This window comes from Bacillus cereus group sp. BfR-BA-01310, assembly GCF_022664325.1.
Classification (GTDB): domain Bacteria; phylum Bacillota; class Bacilli; order Bacillales; family Bacillaceae_G; genus Bacillus_A; species Bacillus_A paramycoides.
Genome location: NZ_JAKUHD010000006.1, coordinates 136,581 through 159,952, shown reverse-complemented (window position 1 = coordinate 159,952; position 23,372 = coordinate 136,581). Strand labels below are relative to the sequence as shown.

Sequence of the window (23,372 nt, the reverse complement as noted above, 5' to 3'; positions counted from 1 at the left end):
ATGTGAATAAAGTAAATATGAAAAAGAAAATATACATGACAAATCATATCTATATTTACATTGAAAAATGACAAATCCTGCTCATTATAACTAGCAGGATTTGTTTACTGATATTTAAATTAATAACAACGAATCTTCCTTTTCTAAGATCGTTATATCCATATCTAATTCATCATTAAATTCTTTAAATTCTCTTGCATCTATATCCGTAATATAATTTTTTATTAATTTAGCCATTTGCATCGAATACGTCTTGTGTATATTTCTTTCCGTGAGCGAGCTTGTTTTACAACACATGTAATGTATCAATTTGGCGATGTCGTCTCTCTCTTCGGGTTTTGCACCTAACGGGATAATTTCAAGTATGTACTGCTGTACAGTCTCATCACACTCTAACACGTACGCATTAGTGCTATAATACATTCCTTTTTGATCTGCAAATAAGCCACTCTCATCTATAACGTAATTATGTTCTCTAGTAATATAACTCGGTACATCAAAAGTTGTATTAACTCTTACTACTTTTAAATTTGAATATTCTTTTGAATTCGAGATTATATCGGGTAAAACATCTATATCAATGGTTTCATTTTGCAACTCTTTTATCCAATATTTTCTCATATTTGCATCTACAATAAAATAAACATCTTCATTTCGCTTTTGCGCATCTTGTAATATTTCAACTAACGTTTCGGACACGAATTGTTTAAAACGAACTCCCATATCATTTCTTTTAGATGGCTGGGGTACAACCGCATTATAATTATCTATATTTAATAATGTATGATCAATCGTGTTCCACTCTGCTTGACCGTATAATTTATATGAAATTTCTGTCCCATTTATTTTTGAAAAAATAGGTAAGGAATCGAATTTATATATTTTCTCAATTGATAAATTTACATAAGTACCTGGTAATTCCATCTTATTCCAACTATGCTTTAAGAAACCCTTTTGCTCTAACAAACTAAAAACTGCGGTTATTATTTCTCCTTTAGACACACTTTGTCCGATAAATAAATTAATAAATGTTGAAATACGTTTCGTTCGAGCGAATCCTTCACGAATAATTTGCTTCGGATCAATTTTCTCACGCCCGTCATAGTTTTTTATTGCAATTAATGCTAACGTCGTTTCATTTCGCTCTCCTGCTGTAGCGTGCACAGCTTTCACGACATCGTCAACAAGATTTGTTTTATATTTATGGCAATATTGCATGCGATATGGATTTTGTAACACTTTCTCAATATTACATCTCACTATCTTCAACAAAACTGGAGCATCTGCATTTAATAAATAAGTGGAATCATCATTCTGAGCCAGAACTATTTTACTTTCTAATAACGCTTGTTCTATCTCTATTAATATATCGTTCGACCATACTTCTAACGTAATTGTTTTTAATCCCTTTGGCGCAAATAAAGGTAATTGTTCATTTTCAGTATTAGTTAATATCTTTTCACATTCTGGAAGCAATGTGAAATATGGAAAACTTCGCTGGAATTCATTAAAAAGTTCCTCTTTATCTCTTACTCTTATACCAAATTTTATTTTTGTTCCTTGAACTTTATATATTTTTTCATTATATGGCAGTAGCACTCTTACATTCGTTCCCGCAATATACTCTTTCGGATATTGAAGAATATGATCTAACACTACTTCTCCTCCTATCTTAAAATCATCTTTTAAATTTCTATAAAGTTTAATCCACTTTATTCCTTTTTTCGCTTGTTGCACTTTTAACTTTACAAATCGCTGCCTTTTATTTTCCGATGCAAATTCAGGAGTTGAAACTAGTATTAATCCGCGTTTCCGACTCAAAAGTATAGACATATCTTTATGATTATATTGTTGATAAAATCGCCTAATCCCTATGGATACTTTCAAAAGTGGAATATTCTCGCCTCCACGAGTTATATATTCAAACCGATACACATAAGCGAAATAATCTTGTGTTTCTTCATCTATAATTGGCTCTGACATCGCTTCACAAATATTTTGTGATCGAAGTGGTGAAAAATATATTTCTTCTTCATTCTCATTATTCATACGTACAGGCTGTTCGCAAAAAACATGTGTAATTAATGCTGGAACCCATTTAGAATATGTTTCTTTATCATGTAATACTGGTAAATTACATATTAAATCATAATGCCATTCTAAACATGGTGGATCTGTTAATTTATTCGGTTTCCAATCATGAATAACCGCATACCAACTTTGTAAAATATAGTCTAACTGTTCTTGTCTCATTGGTTCTTTTGAAACAATCCAAGGCGTATCTTCCTTTAATATATATGGATTATGCTGAATGAATAATATGTCAGAGAACATATCATACAATCTTTCATTTAAAAGTTTTAATTTGCTCGTTAATAAAAATGTTCTATAATGTATATCTACAATATCAAGCCATTCAATTGGAAAATATATATATGCTACTTTTTCATTTAAGAGGGGTTCTACTATATCATTAAATGTTAATAATTGTAATCTTTTCATACTATGAATACTTCCTCTCTTTATTAATTATCTTGATTATCAATAAAACTAAAAAAGCTCGCTAATTTTTATAAAGCCCAATCTTATTAATTTAAAACCAAGTACTTCAGAAGAAACATTTTAATTGCATTATACGAATATAACATTACATAAACCAACCTCATGAAAGATTCCAATACTTTCTTATATTTCACGTATTACTTTTACCATATACATCCCTCCTTACATCGCCTAGTATAATACAAAACGATTATATGATAAATCGTTATATTATGTATATACAATTTACAAAATGTTTACAGAAACTAAATATATTAAAAGGTATCGCCTCTTTAAAAAGCGATACCTTCACTATACTCTTTTTTAAAAAACACCTTTGACTTCTTCATTCACCGGCCATTTTTCTAATGTATATGCCATTTCCCAAAAGGAATATTCATATTGACTACTAATAATAAAGTGTTGTCTCATACGATTACGGTCTGCCTCTGTTACTTTTTCAGCGATAGTATCTAATCGTGTGATTTGCTCTTCTACTAAGGTACGGAACCAATCCGATCCATATGCAGAAATCCATTCTTGATAGATTGGTTCTTCTGGCTGACTTCCTTTTAAACGTTCACCAATTTCATAATATAGCCAATAGCAAGGTAGTATAGCTGCAATAATATCTCCTAAATGCCCCTCATAAGCAGCACGATACATATGGGATGTATACGCATATGCAGTTGGTGCTGGAACAAAATTGTCTTTTTCTTCTTTCGTAATTCCTAATTTCTTAGCAAAGTTCTTATGTAATGATAACTCAGCTTCATATGTATTTTGTGCATGATGCGCCATACGAGCCGTCGTTTCTAATTCAAGGGCCTTTGCAGCACCTAATGTTTGCACTCTTGCAAAATGACTTAAATAATATGAATCTTGGAGCACATAATAACGGAAACTAGCTAAATCTAGTGTTCCTTCTCCGAGTTTTTTCACAAACGGATGATTGAAACTCGATTCCCAAATAGAATTTACTTCATTACGTAATGACTGTGAAAAAGACACTTAAATCCCTCCAATAAATAAAAGTCTACTTTTGAAACTATATAATAAGTACTTCTCCTGGTTTCTAGTGCTGTAAAATAAAAAAACTTTCTTTACAAGCGTAAAGAAAGTGAAATAGACATCAAAAACGTATTCGTTAATCATTATCCGTCTTCTCCACTTCCCTACGCTAGCATTAACCAGATCAGGTACTAAGAGTCTCAAAAACACTTTTGATCTCAGCCTATTATAGGCACCCCTAGTGGATAAATATATAGTTTTCGTATTCATCATAGCATACTTCTTGAAACTGTCAAACTTATTGGATTGTTCTATTAAAATAATAAACCAATCATTTTTTAAAAATTAAAATCCTTCGTTTTTCCTTACTTGTAAAGACGTTTCAACAATCATATCTAATAGCTTACTATAGCTAATTCCCGCTGCTTCTGCGCTTTTTGGCAACAAGCTTGATTTTGTCATTCCAGGTAACGTATTAACTTCCATTACATATGGAATTCCATCTTTTACAATCATATCAACTCTAGCGTAAACACTACATTTTAATGCTCTATAACAAGCAATTGACGCTTTATTTACAAGATCTTTAATTTCAGCTGGAAGTTCTATAACTTCTTCAATTGTACTAGCATCATCATATTTTGCATTGTAGTCAAAAAACTCAGCTGCATGTCGAATTGAAATGATAGGTAACTGTTTTCCATCAAAAATGGAACACGTAATCTCGTCACCTTTTATATACTTCTCAATTACTACTTCAGAATCCCATTCGAATACAGTTTCCAGCATAGAAATTAATTCATTTTTATTATAGACGATTTTTACTCCAACACTCGATCCGCCAGTGTTTGGTTTTACCACTAATGGAAACCCTAACTTATCTAACTCTTCAAGCTTTAGATCCTCCATTTTTGTAAGTTCAATCCAATCTGGTGTTTCTACTCCTTCATAACGCAAAATCTTTTTCGAAATATTTTTGTCCATACATATACCGCTAGATAACATATTACTCCCGCTATAAGGGATACCTAAACTCTCAAGCGTACCTTGAATTGTCCCATCTTCTCCGTATTTTCCGTGTAATGCTAGCAATGCAAAATCAATGTCTTTCGCTTTTTCAATTAAATCAATTTTTTCATTTAACGTAATTGGAACTATTTCATACTTACTCTTATCTAAATGTGCAATCATTTCATTCCCAGTCATAATTGATACTTGTTTTTCAGAGGATACTCCTCCCATAATAACGCCAATTCTCATCTTCTCAACTCCAAATTTCATTTTTTAATGTATCACCAATTATTTGAATCCCGCTAACAATTTCCTTTTCTTTCAAACGTGAAAAGCCTAATCGGAAAGTGTTCGCTCCTCCTCCATCAGAGTAAAAAACATCTCCAGGAGAAAACGTAACTCCTTTCTCATAACATTTTTGTAAAAGTGTGCGGGCATGAATTTTTTCTTCCAATTCTATAAATAAATGAAGTCCACCATCTCCAGTCATTCTTTTAAACGGAATGTACTGATTACACGCCCCAACAGCTAACTCATATTTTTTCTTATAAACAGATCTTGCCTTTTTTAAATATTTTTCAAAATATCCTTCATGTAAATATTGAAACAGAACAGCTTGATCTAACGTTGATGTGTGAATGGTCCTTGCTCTTTTTACACTTTCTAAATAATGAATCAGTTCTTTGTCTGCAATGATCCAACCGACACGTAAACCAGGGAAAAGTACCTTTGAAAAGCTACTAATATAAATCACATTATTACCAGCCCCAGCAAAAGTTAATAATGGCGCTAAATGTGAACCTGAATAACGTAATTCTTCATTAAATCCGTCCTCTATAATAGGAATCTTATATTTTGAAAATAACCTCATCAATTCCGTTCTTTTCTCCGAACTCGTAACAATACCGGTTGGATTATGATAAGAAGGAATTAAATACGCGAAATCAAAATCTTTTTCACGCAAACTTTTTTCTAATTGATTCGTATCAATACCATCATCTCTCATATCCATCCCATGAACTTCAAGTCCATGTAAGCGAAAAAGCTTCAGTGCAGCATGGTGAGTTGGATTCTCACAAATAACACGCCCTGATTTCTTCGATAAAGAAGATAATACAATATCTAACCCTTCTGTAAATCCGTTTGTAATTAAAATATCTTTGTTCGAAATGTCTACACCTTTCATTTCCATGTAATGAAGTAGATAATTCATTAACGGTCGATAACCTTTTGCATATCCGTAGTTCAATACGATATTCCCTTCAATGGACATACGAGTAAGAAAAGCTCTTTTGAAATTTTCAACATCAAATAGCTTTTCGTCCGGGGCTATACTATTAAAAACAATCATTCCTTTTTCCCAGCGAACACCATGTTTCATTAAATCTAATTCATCCGCTAATGCGGTAACTGTATTGAGTTTATTTTTCCAATCTATTTCAACAGACGAAGTGTTACTTATATCCACCTTCGCAACAAAATTTCCTTTTCCTTTAACTGCATAAATGAGTCCTTCTTGTTCTAAATCCGCATAAGCAGCGAGTACTGTATTTCTGCTCACAGATAATAATTCACTCAGTTCTCGGGTTGATGGAATTTTCTGGTTCCCTAACAAATGCCCTTTCATAATCATCTTTTTCAAATAATCCTTCAATTGAATATAAACGGGACGATCTTTTACAACTTTAAAATCCTTAAACAATTCCTTACCCCCTGCAATTATTTTTGCATATTTATTTCATTCTCAAAAGGTCCACTACATATGTATTTTTTATTAATAGCGGTACGGTCTTACAAATCTTTACGATATAAGTTAATTACATCTTTTAAAGCAGCCGCTGCTGCTCCGCGTGGATTAGAAGCTCCACCAATTGTAGTGACTTGTCCCATTGTATCTGTAAAGAACGTAATTCCTTTTTCGGTATCATTTATATTTGCTAACGGGTGCTCTTTCTCTATATCACATGGTTGTACCTTTAAGTTTATCTTTCCATCATCATCTTTATATGCTGATGCAATTAATTTAATAGATTTATTTTGTTCCTTCACACTTTGAATTTGTTCTTTTGTAATGTCTTCTATTCCTTCGATATGTATGTCTTTAAGTGAATACTCTGTTCCCATTAAACTATTCGTCAAAAGTAATAATTTACATGCGCTATCCATCCCGCTAATATCTAATGATGGGTTAGTCTCCGCAATTCCTTTATTTTGTGCTTCATGCAACGCTTCTTCAAACGTTTTATCTTCTTCATACATCTTTGTAAGAATATAATTTGTTGTCCCGTTCAATATTCCTTCTATCTTTTCAATATGGCAACCTGCTAAACTTAGTTGTCCAATGTCTAATGTAGGTAACGCAGCCGCAGTTGCACCGCTATACCGAATACGTGAGCCTGAAATACGTGCTTCCTCATTCAGTTCACTCCAAGCTGTAACAAGTGCGCCTTTTGAAATAGCTACTACATCCATTTGATTTTCAATAGCTTGTTCCATGTACTGTTTCCCTGGATTTCCATTTTTAAGATTTGTAGCAGTTGATTCAACTAAAACAGTACCATTTATATTAATAGTTCCACGATTCTCTGGATAATGTTCTATATATTTTTCAATTGCAGCAGTACCGCCACCATATAACAATAAATCATTAATAGACAAACCTTCCTCATTATGTATTGCAATATTTCTTCCTATCACTCCACTAACAACTAAATCAATTCCATATGTTTCATTTATATATAAATGTTTTTCGTTTAATAATTTTATAAACTCTCTTCCTACTGTCCCATACCCTGATAATACAACTTGAATTTTCATAATATCCCCCCATATTTTCTACCAAATCCCTCTTTCAATATAATATAAAGCGCCCTCGAATTCCATCGAGAGCGCTTTATTATTATCTATTTCGGTAACCGTGATAATTTTTCTGCAATTGTTTTATAAAACTCTTGAATATTAGAAAAACCTAATGTGTCTGAAACGCTTAATCCTACCATATCGAGATGGTCCCAATTCACTTTCGTTTCGATATGATTCCATTTTCCAATCTGTAAAGACTCATTATCATTTACAGCAATATTAGACGAAGGCGCAATCATAGAATTTGTATTTACTACACCATCATTTTGCCACCAAGACGCATCAATTAATGGTCGGTTTTCGTCATACCTTGTATAGGAGCCTAAGAAAAATGCATTTCCCATTAATACTTTATTCATCGTAATATGGGGTAGATGCAAACCTGTTAAAGGCGTTGCTTGCGAAGCATGCCCACTATACGATAAGTAATACACATCTGATTGTGTTTTTACCCAATTGTTCAATTCATTTGCTCCATCAGTACTTAAATCCCATTGACTTATATCTTTTGTATTTTTCCAAATTGAACTATTTAGAATACGATCAGTATATTGCAAAAAGGGCTCTCCGGCACTCTTCTTAATACCCCATTGATCCAATTTAAAATCATATAATGATAGATTATTATTCCCTCCCATACTCGCAGCCGCAATAAGTAATTCTTTAACAAACGGCAACAGACGACTTCCATCCGCAAGTGTTGTACCATTATGAGGAGTTGCTAATGTTGTAACGCTATGAACATATGATTTTCCGCCTTCAAATAAAGGTGAGATATTCATATTCGGATGATTTTTCACATAATTCTTTTCTTCAAAACTTCCTTCTTTTAACAACTGAACTAAAGTTCTCGTTGTTTGTCCACCCATGCTATGTCCAATTAGGTGAACTTTATTTGATTCACTCCAATTCGGTGCAAACCCGCTATAAGTTCGGCCAAAACGATTATGTCCATGTTTTTCTGAATGTGCTGTCCCATAATCTACTGTTCCCCCCTTAATTTGCGCATATAATTCACATGCTCGGTCCCAGTTACTAGAAACAGGTCCCACAGCAGCTGTATGTACCGTATAACCATTTCGTTTTAAATCTTCCTGAATATCATTAGAACCACCCCAATATTTTACCCCTAGCATTTCCTCCCTACCCCATCCCGCGAATCCATTTACTAAAACGATAGGATAATTATTTTGTGGCCTCTCTTCAGCGTAAGTTGTTTTCGCTGTGAATGAACAAACAGCCACTAATGCGAAAAAACATATTTTAAAGAATAACTTCCCCATACTTTCTGCCCCCTAATAAAACGTTTACATTTTATTGTGAAAACAATCCACACAATTAGTTATTAACTTATACATAATGTAAAATATTTTATATACATTGTATATGTAGAAAACATACACAAATGTTGATAAATATTATTCCAAATATGCATTTACTTTTTACAATACAACTTGTAAATCTGATTATTTGAATTTATAATTAAATATAGTTTCCTCATGCTAAACCAATCTATAAATTATAAGAAAGCTATCTTCATTACATAAAAAGGAGGAAAAGCAATATGCAAATAGGATTAAATATAAATACATTATCTCAACCTACTAAAATTACTCCCTCTAGTCTTGAGCATAATAATCTCTCTTCTACTAAAATTGAAGAAAAAAAATCAAATAATCCAATCAAATTTGATATTCGTTCATCTAAAAAAGAAATGAAACAACCGGAGCATAAATTTAACGAATTAGATTTATGGAAGATGTTGAAAGATAAAGGTGTTCCTTTGTGGATCATACTTGAAATGCTACAAAAATCCCGTAAAGAAAAAGAAGCTCAAAATAATTCGGTTCAAAATTCGAATGTGATTGAAGAAACGAGTGAGACTCGATTAAATGAAGTAATGTAATCTATGTTATCTGAATGGTCTATAAACTAAAAAGAGTTCAAGGTTGATAAAGTTTCTATCAACCTCGAACTCTTTTTAAGATTTTTCTCCAATCGTTACAAACTGAAAAGATACTTCTCCTTCCAAACCTTTAATTAGATTTCTTACTTTTACATTTTCATTAATCAATGTATTATCTGTCGACATTTTAGGTTTTTCATCTCCTAAAGATTTTTTCAGATGAAGAAGTTGCATTTTCGTTTCATTTGCCTTTATTTCTTTATATACACTATTTTTTGCTACAATCACATACCATTGAAACCCATAATTACGAGTGTTACCAATCCAAGCATTACTATCGTATATAACAGGAATCTCTCTTCCTTCTAATTCAATACTTTTCATAGTCCCTTCGTCTTCATGTGTAAATAATAGTGATCCATCTTTCGGGATATTCGGTAACTTATCTATAGGTATAGAATCGGATATTTTATCCCGTTTACGAAAAATCTTAGCTTTAATCATCGCTTGTGCTGTAGATTCATTTAAAATTAACACCTGTCCTTTTCCATATGTACCTGTTTTCACAGAAAACGCTTCATTTTCTTTCGTAATTTCCTGATAACGATTAATAATTGGTGAAATTTTATTATCCTCTCCAATTATTAATACACCGTTAGCTGGAAATCTGTTTTCATTTTTAGAGCATGCACTAAAGCTTATTAAAAGTATTATAGTTAACATAAAAATCGTTAAAGTTCTTTTCATCACGGTTCCTTTCATAATTCAATTCATTTTTTATATACTTTTGTGTAATCTTACTAGCTGATATACTCTATTGCTCCATAGTTTTATAAAGCTTTTGTAGGTAACGCCAACGGGTTATAAAGAAATATAAAACTTGTATACATATAAATGAAATTAAAATAACGATAGAGCTATTTAAAATAGAAAAATCGACTAATTGTTGTAATGCCGTATAAGCAACTACAGTATGAATCACTGCAACGACAATCGGTAGGAAGAACATTAATAATAACTGTCTCGTTACAACTTTTTTTAATTCTCGTTTACTTAATCCCATTTTCGAAATCATTTTATATTGCTGTTGATCGCGGTCCAAATCAGTATATAATCGGAAATAGATAAAACTAGCGGCGAATGTGAAGAAGACGATGCCGACTAAAATACTTGCCATAAGTAATAATCCATTCGTTTGCTTCGCACCTAGCAACTCTAATGTTAAAGCCCGAAATTCAAAATGTACTTCTCTAGTATCTTTATCGAATATACTATTTAATTGATTTGAAATCTCCTTCGTTTTCATCCAATCATCTACAACAAATCCGTAAGTACGATATTGAATATCTTTATTATCCGGGTCACTAGTAAGAGGAATTCCATCATACACATGATCTTGAACAGCAATAAAAATACTACTAGAATCATGTGGTAAAACTAAATTTTCTACAGCTTTTTTCACTTGAAATATCTTTGTCCAATCTCCTTGAATGACTTCAATATTCTTTTTATAGTCACCATTTTTAAATTCTTGTTTTTGTGATACGACTCCAGGGATTAATAAAATTTCATCTTCTTTTTCAATCGTTTCTTGTTGATACCCGAGTGCTCTCGCTAGTTCGTTATATTCACTTAACTTCATTACATTTACGTTACTTTCTGTATATTTATTTGAAGATGAAGCCATTCGATACGGAATATTAGCATCAGCAAGATGTTTTTTTATAATAGAAAGATGTTTATCCGCTATTTTATCTTTTTCAGGACCTGTATACAGAAATGTATACGGATTGGTCATCCTTACCAAATCTTTATTTCCAAGAGCAGATGTTGTACCAATTGCTGTAAATGCAACTGCTGAAATAACAGATACTATAAAAAACATGGTTGCATTATCTTTCATACGGTAAATCAATTCTGAAAATGTTAATATATTTGTTCTCTTTAAAAAGAAAGATTCACTCCTTTTCGCAAGATACAATATATAAACGCTACACTGTGTATATAAAAAGTACGTTCCTATAATTACAAGGAGTACACCAATTCCAAGCATAATAAAACTGTGACTTGAGATAAAGCGAAATACTGAAATATATCCACACCCTATACTAACTAAAGATAGTAGCGATAATAAAATTGAAGATTTCGGTTCAGGCTTCGGTTTTTCTTCTGCTTGAATGAGTTCCGCAAGTTCTGTTACTTTTATCATTTTAAAAGTAACTAGCGAAACAATTAAAAATAAAACAAAAAACGTGATGACAGTTAATAGTACCGCTTGTATCGGCATATAGAAAGGTAAGCCATTATTAATCATTAATACACTTGCACTTATCAATAAAACTAATTTAGAAAATATGAGACCAATTATAATTCCGAAACAAATTGATCCAAATCCAATTAACATATTTTCAATCAATAATAATTTCTTAAGTTGTCTCATTGACATACCTTGCATCATTAAAATGCCAAATTCTTTCTTACGTGTTTTTAAAAATGAACTAACTGAATATAGAATAAAGAAAAATGAAAATACAAATATCAAACCTTGTGAAATTCTAAATCCCAAAGTTCCGAATGAACTTATTGTTTCACTTGTCGATTTTAACTCACCTTGTAAATCTGGATGAAATAATAAAAGGGCGTACGTAAAGAAAATCATAATAGAAAATGCACTACTTAAAAAATGAGCAGCATATGTACGCTTATTACGAAAAATATTATTAAATGCGAACTGACGAAAAGTCATGCCTTTTCCCTCCTAACAAAGAAAGGACATCCATAATCTTTTGATAAAAAGTTTGCCTACTTTCACCACAATAAATTTCGTTATAAAGTTGACCATCTTTAATAAATATAACTCTGCTGCAAAAACTCGCTGCATACGGATCATGTGTAACTAACATCATCGTTGCCTTTTCTTCCTTATTAAGAGTATCTAGCATCTCCATTACATCATTTGAAGATTTAGAATCCAAATTCCCTGTTGGCTCATCTGCAAGTAATAATTGCGGCTTATGAACGATAGCGCGAGCGATTGCTGTTCTTTGAGCTTGTCCCCCTGATATTTCAAAAGTTCTTTTACTCAATATATCTGTAATATTTAATTTCTCTGCAATTTCTTCCACTCGTTTGTTCATTTCTTGTAAAGAAACACCATCTAATGTCATCGGCAATACGATATTTTCCTTTACTGTAAGTGTGCTAAGTAGATTAAATGATTGAAAAACAAATCCCAACTGTTTCCTACGGAATAATGCTAAATTATCTGATGTCAACTGGAAAGGATTTGTACCATTTATTAATATTTCTCCCGATGTTGGAGAATCGATAGTAGATACCATATTTAATAACGTTGTTTTCCCACTTCCTGATGGCCCCATAATCCCTACAAATTCACCTTCTTGAATTGATAAATCGATATCTACCAATGCTTTAAAAGGTATTTTCCCTTTATATACTTTACTAATACTTTTTGCATGTAAAATTTCCATTTATATTCTCCCTTCATTTGCACTGCTCACTATAAAGTGTAAATGAATTGTCTTATAGCTCATATTGATTCATCTTTCATTTATCTTACACGCTTGTAAGATTTCTAAAAAAACTGATAACAAGCCTATTTTCAAACTATAACCGATGTATATCTATCTTATAATATTTGCATAGCAGCATGAAATACAGTGCTACTTATTTCTGGTCTCTGGGATACCTTGTAAACCTGAAGTGGGATTAAGAGATGTTTATCATCATTAATAACTGCTGTATTCCTTGTATTCTTTATTAGCAACATGCAAGATATTTTAAAGAATAACTATACAACTTCAAAACGATGAATAACAACTTATACTTCGCAAGTAAAACCAAAAAAGTAAATAGTACGTAAAAAAGCTCAGAGTTTTAAGCTCTAAGCTTTTTTGGTAATGATTTCATTCCATTATAGCTCCTTTTAAAGAGCACTATTTTTTATCCACTATGATTTACTCAATATATAATGATTATATAGTTGGTTTTCTATCGTCTGTTGATTCAGATAATTAAATCCACACTTTTCAATAACTTTATTTGATGGTACGTTGTTAATTAAAGCGACTGCGTTAAGGACATCTACATTTGTATTTTCAAACAAATAGTCAATCAATCCCTTAGTCGCTTTAGTAGCGTACCCATTATTTTGATACTTGCTTGAAATGGCGTACATAATTTCTCTATTCGGTGAAGGTAGTTCTTCTTTAATACCTGTACAGCACCAACCAATAAACTCATGAGTATCCTTAATAAATACTCCTAGTTTTAAAAAGTGTCCATCTATACTCGAATGATTTTTAGCTGCCATTAGAAATGCTTTATTAGAAGGTATTTCATAATTTGTAACCCAATCAACCCTTTGTTCTTTCGTTGATTTCCAGTCTGGCAAAAACTTTTCTATTTCCAGTTGATTCGATATTTTATAAATACTCTCCGCATCTTCAATGGAAAATTCTTGTAAGTAAATATCACCACAATCGAGTCTAAATAACTTAGTCGAATTTTCTTCTCCCATGTTAATCCCCCTTAATAAAATTTGTTATTCAGTAATTATAGATACCTCCTAGCTAGAGGTACCCATAATCACATTAAAGTGCCTTTATCTGCTTCGTAAGTTCTATAAATCGTTCGTCAAGTTCTTTATATCCTTTGTCGTTAGAAGTTAAAAAGCTTAATTTACCTAATACTTCTTGTCTCTCTGTTTCTAACGTTAAACGTAGCTCTTCAATATCATCTCTTGTTTTAGTAGGTTCTTCTAGCTGCTTTTGTATCGTATTGTTTGAAAACACAAGTTTCGTGTTAGTTGTTTTCTCCAGAAAATATCGATCGTGAGAAACGATAACTAGTGTTCCATTATACTCAGCCAATGTATTTTCAAGCTGTTCCCTTGAAGGTAAGTCTAGATGATTTGTCGGTTCATCCAAAATAAGTACATCTTTTTCATCTAAAATATAAGCCATTAGCTTACATTTTACTCGCTCACCCATACTCATATGCTGAATAGGCTCTTTCCATTGAGAAGCTTGGAACCCTAAATGTTTCATTAAATTTTGGACTTTCCCTCTTTCTTCAAAAGTCTCTCTATAAAATAAATCTTCAGGCGTTCGGTCAAGAGGTAAATCAAATACTTCTTGTGTTAAATAACCGATGTTTGCTGATGGTGAAATCCATATTTCTCCTTGAGCAGTTTCCGTTCCCATAATCATCTTCAGTAATGTTGTTTTCCCGCTGCCGTTTGGTCCAATAATCGCAACCTTCTCACCGTGCTGGATTGTAAAATTAACGTTTTCAAATAATGTTCGTCTATTAAATTTTTTCCGCAATTGTTTCACTTCTAAGAAGCGTTTTCCTACTTTTTTATTCGCTTGAATAGAGAACTCAACTGAATACTCTTCTTTAACACGTTCTATTTTCGTTTTCTCAAGCTCTTTTTCGAGACGTTTTCGTTTTGACTTAACTTGTGTATCCATTCGCTTCGCTTTCACACGATAAAATTCTTTAACTCCTTCTTGTTTTGTAGACTGTGCATGTGCCTTTTGTGACCATGAACTTAATTCTTTTATATGAGTTTCTACTTGTTCTATCTTTTTTTGTTGTTTTTCATATTCACGCTGCTGCGTCATTCGTTTTTGCTCACGCGCTTTCATATAACTCGTATAATTACCGCTATGTTCAATTAATTTCTTATCCTCAATTGACCATATTTTTGTTGCGACAACATCTAAAAAATATCGATCATGCGATACAACGATAACTGTACCTCTCATATTTTTTATTTGTTTAATAAGAAATTCCGTACTCGTCTCATCTAAATGATTTGTCGGTTCGTCTAATATTAAGACATTAGGATTTTCAGCAAATCCTTTTGCTAGTCGAACTTTCAGTTTTTCACCACCACTTAACGTAATAAAATCGTTCGTTGGAACGCCCCATTTTGCAAGAAGTTCTGCTTCTTTTGCAATCATATCATTACTAATAAAAGATTCTTTTTCTTGTTCAACATATGCTGTTGTCATATTCATTTGCTGCCATTCAACAGTGCCTTTTGATGGCTCAATCTTCCCATTTATTAATTGAAGTAACGTTGATTTACCAGCACCATTTTTACCAATTAATCCGATAACTTCCCCTTGTTTTACTGTAACATTCATTTTTTCTAATAAAGTATTTTCCATTATTTCAACATAAACATCATTTAATTTTAATAATTCTTTCATATTACCGATCCCTTTCATTAAGGGAGAATAAAAAAATCCTCCCAAAGTAATTTTGGCAGGATTAGTCGTTACATTATTTATACCCAAATAAGCTATTACACAAAATAAATAGCAATACTATTATATGGAATTGGGCAGACTAATCCTATTTTTTATAAATTGAAATTTATTGAATTTCAACATTTAAAAATAAGATTAGTTAATCATCGTCCACCCATCATTCCTTTCCGTCTTTAGTAACCATATTGTACCATAATAGTACTGTATGAGTAAATGCAATTATATGTGCTGTTATAAAGATCACTTTTTTTAGGTCTATTTATCATTTCTACACTTCATATCGATTAAGCACAAACAACATTTGTTGTAATACTGGCTTTATATTTCCCTACCAGTAAACTTCTAAGCACTCCCTCTTATATAATTTTTATATAAATTTATCATTAATCATATATTATACATATTAAATTTCAGTTCTTATAATAAAGATATCATTTTTAAGGGGGGATTCTACAATGGAATTTAGTAAACTAGGATACAGTGGATTAACTGTAAGCAAGATTGCATATGGGAATTGGATAAACCATGGTGGAAAAGTAGATGAGGATACTGCAAATGATTGTGTGAAAACCGCACTAGATGTCGGTATTACAACGTTCGATACTGCTGATGTTTATTCGGACACTATAGCTGAGGAAGTCCTTGGCCGATCTTTGCAAGGTATACGCCGAGAAAGTATAGAACTATGTACAAAAGTGTGCCATCCGACTGGGGCTGGAAAAAATGATAGAGGCTTATCACGAAAGCATATTTTAGAAAATTGTAATGCATCTTTACGTCGATTACAAACAGACTACATCGATGTCTATTATGCACATAGATTTGATACAACAACTCCTCTTGAAGAAACGATGTTAGCTTTCTCAGATCTTGTAAGACAAGGAAAAGTTCTTTATATTGGTGTAAGTGAATGGACATCAGAACAAATCACCCGCGGTTCAGCACTTGCACGAGAATTGAAAATTCCACTCATTGCTAGCCAACCTCAATACTCGATATTGTGGCGAGTTATCGAAACTGATGTGATACCAACATGTCAACTTGAGGGACTTGGTCAAGTTGTATGGTCTCCCCTCGCACAAGGGATTCTCACTGGAAAATATCAACCTGGTAAACCAATCCCCACTCAATCACGTGCTAATTCAGATGCTGGTAAACCATTTTTCCACAAACTCGTGCAACGTTGGATGAGTGATGATGTACTCACTGCTATCCAGAAACTCAATCCCATCGCGCAAGAAAATAATCTTACCCTACCTCAACTCGCAGTTGCATGGGTACTACAAAATCCAGCTGTTTCCTCCGCGATTATCGGCGCTTCAAATCCGGAGCAAATAAGAGAAAATGCAGTAGCTGCTGGTGTTAAATTGCAACCTGAAATTATGGATCAAATTGATAGTGTACTAAAAGGTTTCATTGAGTACGATCCAAGCAAAACAGGCTGAAACATCAGTAATATACTTAATGAAAAGCATAAAAATAACTTTGTCGTCCTAATTTAATATAAAAGTTTCCCTTTCAAAATTCCCACTGCCCAGCCCATCAAGATGGGCTTTTTCTCTTTAAATTCAAATTATGAAGTCGTATAAACCTCTCTAACAACTGTTAAGAAGTGCTCTAACACTACAGACTTTTCATCTTGTCTCCATCCAGCATATAAATTTATTTTCGGTGTGTTTTCTTGAATTTCTTTATACATGACTCCCGATTTTTTATAACTTTCCACCGATGATGGAACGACAGAAATCCCTATTCCTGCAGCAACTAAATTCACAATCGTTTGCATTTGAATCGCTTCTTGAACAATATTTAAACTTACTCCATGTTCCCAAAAGTAACTAATAATTAAATCATAAAAGTTTGTACCAAAATGACGGGGAAATAAAATAAATGGTTCATCAACTAATGATTTGATTGAAATGTTAGGTAACGAAACCAAAGGGTGATCTTGATGCAAAACCAATTTTAAACATTCCTCAGAACAAACTTCGGAAGCTAATATTTCATTGTTCTGCTTGGAACGAATAAATCCAATATGAATTTGTTTTTCATAGAGTGCTTTTACTTGCTGGTCTGTTGTCATCTCGCGTAATATGAGCTGTATTTTAGGAAAACGTTCTCGAAATTTTTTTAATATATTTATAACAGTTTCTGTAGAATCGACAAAACCAATTATTAAATGTCCTATCTTCCCTTCATCCGCAAGCTGTGTTTCTTTAATGATTCTATCTACTTGAAGCAACGTTTGCCGTGCACCTTCTAAAAATATTTTCCCCGCGCTGGTAAGTTCAACCATTCTTTTTGTTCGATGAAAAAGTTGAACCCCTAATTCTTCTTCTAATTTACGAATTTCTTGACTTAAAGGTGGTTGAGTCATCCTAAGCCGCTCTGCTGCACGACTAAAGTTTAATTCTTCTGCCAGCGTTATGAAATATCTCATTTTCCGAATATCCATTTCAATACACCTCTTTCATTAACTAGTAAAAAAGGATTCTCTTTTAATACTAAAAAGCATTAATGTATCTAGTATTTCTTTTATTTTTAACAAGATCGTTTTGCTTCACTTATGTAAATAATCTTTCATTCCGGAATTTTATCAACGGTATAAAACAAGGCTAAAAAACTTATCTCAAAAGTTCTTTAGCCTGAATCACTTTTTACACATTACAAAATTTAATTCGTACAACGGTACCTTTACCAACTTTTGAATGTATCTCTACACTATGTCCTAATTGTTTTGTAATTTCATATACAAGATATAGTCCCATTCCAGTTGATTCTTTAAAATCTCTACCGTTTTCTCCTGTAAAGAAAGGTTTAAATACTCTTGGTAAGTCTTGCTTTGGTATCCCTACGCCACTATCGATAATTTCAAGTACAACTGTATTACCTTCCTTACATGCTTTTACTTTAATCTTTTCTCTACTACCTGATGAATATTTAATCGAATTCGATATAATTTGTCCAATTAAAAATTGTAACCATTTCGCATCACTTTCAACAATAATACCTTTATCAATTTCAAGCTCTGGATATACAAAATTCCGGATAAAGAAGCGTTTATGTTCATGTACAGAATCATTCACTATTTTATGTAATTGTACTCTTTCAACATAAAAATCTTGTGTAAATGCTTCTAAACGTGCGACATACAGAGCCATCTCTAACCCCTTTTTCAATCTATCTGTTTCCTCATTTATACTTTCAAAACGCGAATCCACTTCATCCTGTGTAATTAATTCTATTACAGATAAAGGTGTTTTCATTTGATGAATCCACTGATTCATAAAGGTTAAATGATCATTATTTTTTCTCTCTTGTAATTGCAGCTGATTTTGATAATGGCGATATTGCACCTCGAGCAGATCTTGGAGAGCGGTAGATAAAACTGCAAAATCAGATTTTTGAACAGAATCATCCAAAGATTGCATCGGATTTGCTAACCGTTCATAAAAAGATCGATGTGTAAAATAACGAAATAATATATAACTTACCATAAAAAAAGCACCTAAGAACATTGCATATAATGCCGTTGTAATATGATTATGCCCATCAAACCAATATACAAGGAATATGGCTAGGAGTTGGAAAACAGTAAAACATATAAGTGGTATATGATCACGTATAAATAGCCTTATCATTTTTCCATACCATTTCCCCAAGTAATATGCAGTCTATATCCAACACTGCGAATCGTTTCAATTGCTCCTTCAATATGTAACGTTTTTAACTTTTTACGTACACGTGTTGTATTTACACTTAATGTATTATCATCAACATAGGATTCACTATCCCATAATTTATTAAGTAACACTTCTCTACTCACAACGCGCGGATAATTTTTCATTAACATTTCTAATAAAATGGCTTCGTTTCTCGTTATATCAATCTCTTGGTTTCTAAGTTTTAATACAAGTCTTTCGGGATATAAACAAAGACCTTGTTGCTCAACCATGCGTTCTTCTAATTTGGGTGCATAATCTCCATAAGCACGTCTTAAATGACTGCGAATTTTCGCCATTACAACTTCATAATGGAAAGGCTTTGGAATAAAATCATCGCCACCATTTTCTAACGCCATAACTTGATCCATAGTACCTTCACGGGCCGAGATAAATAAAATCGGACATGTAGAAACCGCACGAATTTGACGACACCAATAGTATCCATCAAAACTTGGTAAATTAATATCTAATAAAACTAACTCTGGTTGTTCTTCTAAAAATATGTCTAACACATTTTGAAAATCCGATACAATAATTCCTTGGTAACCGTATTTCGCAACATAAGTTGATAATAGCTCCGCAATTTTCATATCATCTTCTACAATCATAATTTTAACCATTTTTTAACTCCTTTTCGATCCACAATCTCATATACAATTATACAAAATAAATACTATCTCTTTTCATTAAATCCGTAAATTAAAAAAGGATGCTTTTATACCAAAGTATCCTTTTTCTATTTTTTCTTATTTAATATGAAATTCAATCAAAGTAAATCCCAGTTTCTCCACATAATCCATCCCTAGTTCCATCCGCGCCGTTTTCAGCGGATCCACAACTTGGCAAACTTTTAAATTACCTGCTGCTGATAATAAAAGAGTTGCATCAGCTTTAGGCATTTCTAATTCTTCATGTAAAAATGTTACCATATTATGTACGGCGCGACTAGCTGCATCATCTAACAATTTCTCTGAAGCAATCGTCATTATTTTTTCTTTTTGGATAGCCATTGGTAGTGGCCATTTCTTTCCTTTTATAGTTTGAACTGTTACAGTTACCTCTCCAGCAACTTCCACCCCACTAACACCAATTTCACCATCACCCATTGCAGCGTGTAAATCACCTAATGCTAAAAGAGCACCTGGAACATTTACAGGTAATAATAATGTTGTTCCTTCTTTTATCTCTTTACAATCCATATTCCCGCCGTGATCATGTGGAGTGCCACATGAAATACTCTCTTCTTTCGGTGCGGTACCAATTACACCAATCATTGGATTAATTGGAATTTGTAGTTCATTTAAAAATACAACATGTTCATTATGTATTGGGACAATTTTCACAGTATTTTCATTTAGCTCATCACCCATTACACCAAGGTTCACACCTGTAGTTAAAACACCCTGCTCTGCAATTTTAATCTTTTCAATCGTTACGACTAATATATCACCAGGTTCTGCGTCTTTAATATATACAGGTCCAGTCGCTGGATTAATTCGATTCCAATCTAGTTCTTGAAACACAACATCTTCAGAATCAATTTGATTTTCAAAGCAGTCGTACGTTTCAAATATAATCCTGCTCCCAGGTTCTACTTCCATACATGGCTCATTATGTGGAGACATTGCGTAAATGATATGGTCTTTATGAATACGATGCATAGTACCTCTCCTTTTTCATTTTTATCTTCTATATAATAATTAGCTTTTAACCGTATAAGCTCCTTTTTAAAATTAGTAGTAATTTTAAAGAAAAAAGCACTTAGCTCATTTTGAAACATACACTCTTTACTATAACAGGTAAAGAAAGGTGGTATCACTATGCCCCTTATTCCATACAACGAAAGTGACGTTGAATTACTTGCACGTTTAATACGTGCTGAAGCTGAAGGTGAAGGTCGACAAGGAGAACAACTTGTTGGATGTGTTGTAGTAAACCGTGTATTTTGTGATTGCTTAGATTTTAAACAGATCCGTACAGTACGCGATGCTGTGTATCAAAGCCCTGGCGGATTTGAAGCGGTTCAATACGGATACTTTTATCAACGTGCTCGTGACTCAGAAAAAGAAATCGCAAGACGAGTTTTACAAGGTGAATGGCGCTGGCCAGCAAGATGGGCTCTTTGGTATTTTCGTCCAGTCGGAGCTTGCCCGCCCGAGTGGTATAATCAGCCGTTTGCTGGGCAATTTAAAAGCCATTGTTTTTATGAACCGAATGGGGATGAATGTCCAAAAATGTATTCAAGGTAGAGATATATTTAGCAACGCAAGTACTTATCTTTATAAGTACTTGCGTTGTTTTTGTATCTGACTCTAGAAATCTAATAATGAGACAAATTTTTCAACTCCGACAACATGTATAAGTAGTGGTATACGCGGGCCACTTGATTGATTCATAATGAGCCTATATATAATAATAAACAATTGTTTTTGATTTTCTTTCATTATTTTTTTATTTTCATGATGACAAATTGGATACAATTGTTCCATTAGGTTAGAATGATCGTTATTAGAACTAAGTACTTCACAAACTTCTACTACCCATTTTTTCTGCCTATCTTCTAATGTATTATAAAACTCTGTATTTTTCTCTTGATTTACCGTAATCAATTTTTCAGATTGAAAGTTTCTTATCCAATACTCTGCACGATTACATATCGCAATCATTTCAGGTAATGCATAACTCCTATCTATCTTTTCTAATATACCTTGTAAAATAGTTGAATCAAAATTTAATAACGGTAAAGTTCCTGCTACTTGATTAAACTTTGGATATTCTTTAAATCGACTATCTACTCTAGAAAGTTTAATTGCATCAAATAAATCTTCATTTTTGAGCGTTTTATTTTCATAACTGTCCTTCAATCGTTCATACTCTGTATAATTTCGAATCACATCTTCATCCAGTCCGATATGAAAAGCTGCGCCTGGCTTATATTTTGCAAACATAAAAAGAATCACTTCTGGTAAATACACTTTTAATAAGTCGTTAGGTGTAATACTATTCCCTGAAGAACTGGACATTTTTTCATGATTACCTTTAATTCCAATGAAATCATAAGCAACGTAATGAGGAGCCTCACGATTGAATACTTTCCTTGCAATTTCTTTAGATACATTATAACTACCCGTTTCCGATGAATGGTCTCTTCCACCCGGTTCGAAAATAACATCCTCTATCATCCATCTCATTGGCCAATCGATTTTCCAATTCAGTTTCATTTTATTTGTATTTAATACTGATAATTCATTTTGATTTCCACATTCACATTTATACCTAACTGTTTTTAATACTTCATCAAAATGTATAATAGTTGTTGCATCTTTCCCGCATCTCTCGCAATATAACGTAACTGGATAAAAGTTTTCTCTATCTTCCTCGCGGTGTACGCCTGTTTTAAAATCCATTAAAATATCATATATTTCTTTTCTTTTATACAGAGACTCTAATATGTTTCCGTTATACCTTCCCCTTCTATACTCAGCGTGTTGATAAATGAATTCCACTTCAATCCCAAATGCTTGGAGCGATTTCTCAAATTCTTTTTCAAAATGCTCTGCATATGAGTTATGACCCCCATACGGATCTGGAATATCACAGTATGGCAAACCAATATACCTTGCAAAAGATGGATCAATATTTTCTGGGACTTTTCTGAACCTGTCGTAATCATCCCATGAAAATATAAAACGAGTCTTTTTCCCTAAATCTTGAAGCGCCCTAACAACGAAATAAGTCGTTACTATTTCACGAAAGTTCCCAATATGAACCGAACCAGATGGACTAATTCCAGATGCACAAACAAAAGTTTCTTTGTTTGGATGTTTTCTAATTAATTCATGTGCTACTTCATACGCCCAATGCATATGTTACTCACCTCAATTGTATTTTTGTTTTCACATTTTCATTTTTATGCAATAAAAAAACTCCCACCCCCAAGATTATTCATCTTGAGGACGAGAGTTATTAGCTTCGCGATACCACCTCAGTTTGTTAATACGTCACCATATTAAC

At 32.8% G+C, this 23,372-nt stretch carries 19 protein-coding genes, 1 riboswitch and 1 other annotated feature (1 of these 21 only partly in view); of the genes, 3 read left to right on the top strand and 16 right to left on the bottom strand.

All coding sequences use genetic code 11. The annotated features are described in order from the left end of the window. Positions 1-114: 114 nt before the first annotated feature. The 6 genes from MR109_RS15000 to MR109_RS14975 form a co-directional block, all read right to left on the bottom strand. The gene (locus MR109_RS15000; protein WP_242272710.1) at positions 115-2,502 is read right to left on the bottom strand and encodes an RNaseH domain-containing protein; all 2,388 of its coding nucleotides are present in this window, start codon (positions 2,500-2,502) and stop codon (positions 115-117) included. A gap of 363 nt (positions 2,503-2,865) precedes the next feature. Continuing rightward, on the bottom strand, positions 2,866-3,552 hold the full coding sequence (gene tenA / locus MR109_RS14995; protein WP_048370850.1) for a thiaminase II: 687 nt from the start codon (positions 3,550-3,552) through the stop codon (positions 2,866-2,868). 144 nt (positions 3,553-3,696) lie between these two features. Next, positions 3,697-3,802, bottom strand: a riboswitch (TPP riboswitch). Positions 3,803-3,897: 95 nt separating this feature from the next. Further along, complete coding sequence (locus MR109_RS14990; RefSeq protein WP_071719575.1) at positions 3,898-4,812, bottom strand: D-alanine--D-alanine ligase; 915 nt, start codon at positions 4,810-4,812, stop codon at positions 3,898-3,900. A gap of 4 nt (positions 4,813-4,816) precedes the next feature. Next, the gene (pdxR, locus tag MR109_RS14985) at positions 4,817-6,265 is read right to left on the bottom strand and encodes a MocR-like pyridoxine biosynthesis transcription factor PdxR (protein WP_025149131.1); all 1,449 of its coding nucleotides are present in this window, start codon (positions 6,263-6,265) and stop codon (positions 4,817-4,819) included. A gap of 89 nt (positions 6,266-6,354) precedes the next feature. Next, entirely contained in the window at positions 6,355-7,380 is a 1,026-nt protein-coding gene (locus MR109_RS14980; protein ID WP_242272709.1) for a homoserine dehydrogenase, read from the bottom strand. Between the two features lie 86 nt (positions 7,381-7,466). Next, on the bottom strand, positions 7,467-8,708 hold the full coding sequence (locus MR109_RS14975; protein ID WP_242272707.1) for an esterase/lipase family protein: 1,242 nt from the start codon (positions 8,706-8,708) through the stop codon (positions 7,467-7,469). 281 nt (positions 8,709-8,989) lie between these two features. On the opposite strand from MR109_RS14975, the gene MR109_RS14970 reads away from it, so the two are divergent. Further along, on the top strand, positions 8,990-9,331 hold the full coding sequence (locus MR109_RS14970) for a DUF3914 domain-containing protein (RefSeq protein WP_242272706.1): 342 nt from the start codon (positions 8,990-8,992) through the stop codon (positions 9,329-9,331). Positions 9,332-9,406: 75 nt separating this feature from the next. On the opposite strand, the gene MR109_RS14965 is transcribed toward MR109_RS14970, so the two are convergent. From MR109_RS14965 to abc-f, 5 genes are all read right to left on the bottom strand, one after another. Then, a complete protein-coding gene (locus tag MR109_RS14965; RefSeq protein ID WP_242272704.1) occupies positions 9,407-10,078 on the bottom strand; it encodes a lipoprotein BA_5634 family protein in 672 nt (223 codons plus the stop codon). A gap of 67 nt (positions 10,079-10,145) precedes the next feature. After that, positions 10,146-12,077, bottom strand: coding sequence for an ABC transporter permease (locus tag MR109_RS14960; protein ID WP_242272702.1), 1,932 nt, complete (start codon positions 12,075-12,077; stop codon positions 10,146-10,148). Beyond that, positions 12,052-12,822 (bottom strand): ABC transporter ATP-binding protein, encoded by a 771-nt coding sequence (locus tag MR109_RS14955; protein ID WP_025148476.1) that lies wholly within the window; start codon positions 12,820-12,822, stop codon positions 12,052-12,054. Before MR109_RS14955 ends, MR109_RS14960 begins: the two co-directional genes overlap by 26 nt. A gap of 479 nt (positions 12,823-13,301) precedes the next feature. Next, positions 13,302-13,871, bottom strand: a complete 570-nt coding sequence (locus MR109_RS14950) for a GNAT family N-acetyltransferase (RefSeq protein WP_242272700.1) — start codon at positions 13,869-13,871, stop codon at positions 13,302-13,304. Between the two features lie 73 nt (positions 13,872-13,944). Next, the gene (abc-f, locus tag MR109_RS14945; RefSeq protein ID WP_242272697.1) at positions 13,945-15,573 is read right to left on the bottom strand and encodes a ribosomal protection-like ABC-F family protein; all 1,629 of its coding nucleotides are present in this window, start codon (positions 15,571-15,573) and stop codon (positions 13,945-13,947) included. 515 nt (positions 15,574-16,088) lie between these two features. On the opposite strand from abc-f, the gene MR109_RS14940 reads away from it, so the two are divergent. Then, entirely contained in the window at positions 16,089-17,078 is a 990-nt protein-coding gene (locus MR109_RS14940) for an aldo/keto reductase family protein (protein ID WP_002172210.1), read from the top strand. A gap of 128 nt (positions 17,079-17,206) precedes the next feature. Here the strand turns inward: MR109_RS14940 and MR109_RS14935 are convergent, their stop codons facing one another. From MR109_RS14935 to MR109_RS14920, 4 genes are all read right to left on the bottom strand, one after another. After that, a complete protein-coding gene (locus MR109_RS14935; protein WP_242272695.1) occupies positions 17,207-18,088 on the bottom strand; it encodes a LysR substrate-binding domain-containing protein in 882 nt (293 codons plus the stop codon). A 202-nt stretch (positions 18,089-18,290) separates the two neighbouring features. Continuing rightward, a complete protein-coding gene (locus MR109_RS14930; RefSeq protein ID WP_242272693.1) occupies positions 18,291-19,274 on the bottom strand; it encodes a sensor histidine kinase in 984 nt (327 codons plus the stop codon). Continuing rightward, positions 19,271-19,978, bottom strand: a complete 708-nt coding sequence (locus MR109_RS14925) for a response regulator transcription factor (RefSeq protein ID WP_071719403.1) — start codon at positions 19,976-19,978, stop codon at positions 19,271-19,273. Before MR109_RS14925 ends, MR109_RS14930 begins: the two co-directional genes overlap by 4 nt. 126 nt (positions 19,979-20,104) lie before the next feature. Beyond that, positions 20,105-21,019, bottom strand: a complete 915-nt coding sequence (locus tag MR109_RS14920; RefSeq protein ID WP_242272690.1) for an acetamidase/formamidase family protein — start codon at positions 21,017-21,019, stop codon at positions 20,105-20,107. 159 nt (positions 21,020-21,178) lie between these two features. Between MR109_RS14920 and MR109_RS14915 the strand changes: the two genes are divergently transcribed. After that, positions 21,179-21,607 (top strand): cell wall hydrolase, encoded by a 429-nt coding sequence (locus MR109_RS14915; protein WP_002172215.1) that lies wholly within the window; start codon positions 21,179-21,181, stop codon positions 21,605-21,607. Between the two features lie 63 nt (positions 21,608-21,670). On the opposite strand, the gene lysS is transcribed toward MR109_RS14915, so the two are convergent. After that, on the bottom strand, positions 21,671-23,224 hold the full coding sequence (lysS, locus tag MR109_RS14910; RefSeq protein ID WP_242272689.1) for a lysine--tRNA ligase: 1,554 nt from the start codon (positions 23,222-23,224) through the stop codon (positions 21,671-21,673). 83 nt (positions 23,225-23,307) lie between these two features. Next, positions 23,308-23,372: a binding site (T-box leader), on the bottom strand (it continues 193 nt past the right edge of the window).

Bases quoted from the DNA above. Each gene is read 5' to 3' on its own strand.
- MR109_RS14990 (WP_071719575.1), bottom strand. From the start codon at position 4,812: ATGAGAATTGGCGTTATTATGGGAGGAGTATCCTCTGAAAAACAAGTA.
- MR109_RS14920 (WP_242272690.1), bottom strand. From the start codon at position 21,019: ATGCATCGTATTCATAAAGACCATATCATTTACGCAATGTCTCCACAT.
- MR109_RS14965 (WP_242272704.1), bottom strand. From the start codon at position 10,078: ATGAAAAGAACTTTAACGATTTTTATGTTAACTATAATACTTTTAATA.
- lysS (WP_242272689.1), bottom strand. From the start codon at position 23,224: ATGCATTGGGCGTATGAAGTAGCACATGAATTAATTAGAAAACATCCA.
- MR109_RS14950 (WP_242272700.1), bottom strand. From the start codon at position 13,871: ATGGGAGAAGAAAATTCGACTAAGTTATTTAGACTCGATTGTGGTGAT.
- MR109_RS14930 (WP_242272693.1), bottom strand. From the start codon at position 19,274: ATGATAAGGCTATTTATACGTGATCATATACCACTTATATGTTTTACT.
- MR109_RS14915 (WP_002172215.1), top strand. From the start codon at position 21,179: ATGCCCCTTATTCCATACAACGAAAGTGACGTTGAATTACTTGCACGT.
- abc-f (WP_242272697.1), bottom strand. From the start codon at position 15,573: ATGAAAGAATTATTAAAATTAAATGATGTTTATGTTGAAATAATGGAA.
- MR109_RS14935 (WP_242272695.1), bottom strand. From the start codon at position 18,088: ATGGATATTCGGAAAATGAGATATTTCATAACGCTGGCAGAAGAATTA.
- MR109_RS14975 (WP_242272707.1), bottom strand. From the start codon at position 8,708: ATGGGGAAGTTATTCTTTAAAATATGTTTTTTCGCATTAGTGGCTGTT.
- MR109_RS14925 (WP_071719403.1), bottom strand. From the start codon at position 19,978: ATGGTTAAAATTATGATTGTAGAAGATGATATGAAAATTGCGGAGCTA.
- MR109_RS14980 (WP_242272709.1), bottom strand. From the start codon at position 7,380: ATGAAAATTCAAGTTGTATTATCAGGGTATGGGACAGTAGGAAGAGAG.
- MR109_RS14970 (WP_242272706.1), top strand. From the start codon at position 8,990: ATGCAAATAGGATTAAATATAAATACATTATCTCAACCTACTAAAATT.
- MR109_RS14960 (WP_242272702.1), bottom strand. From the start codon at position 12,077: ATGACTTTTCGTCAGTTCGCATTTAATAATATTTTTCGTAATAAGCGT.
- MR109_RS14955 (WP_025148476.1), bottom strand. From the start codon at position 12,822: ATGGAAATTTTACATGCAAAAAGTATTAGTAAAGTATATAAAGGGAAA.
- MR109_RS15000 (WP_242272710.1), bottom strand. From the start codon at position 2,502: ATGAAAAGATTACAATTATTAACATTTAATGATATAGTAGAACCCCTC.
- MR109_RS14940 (WP_002172210.1), top strand. From the start codon at position 16,089: ATGGAATTTAGTAAACTAGGATACAGTGGATTAACTGTAAGCAAGATT.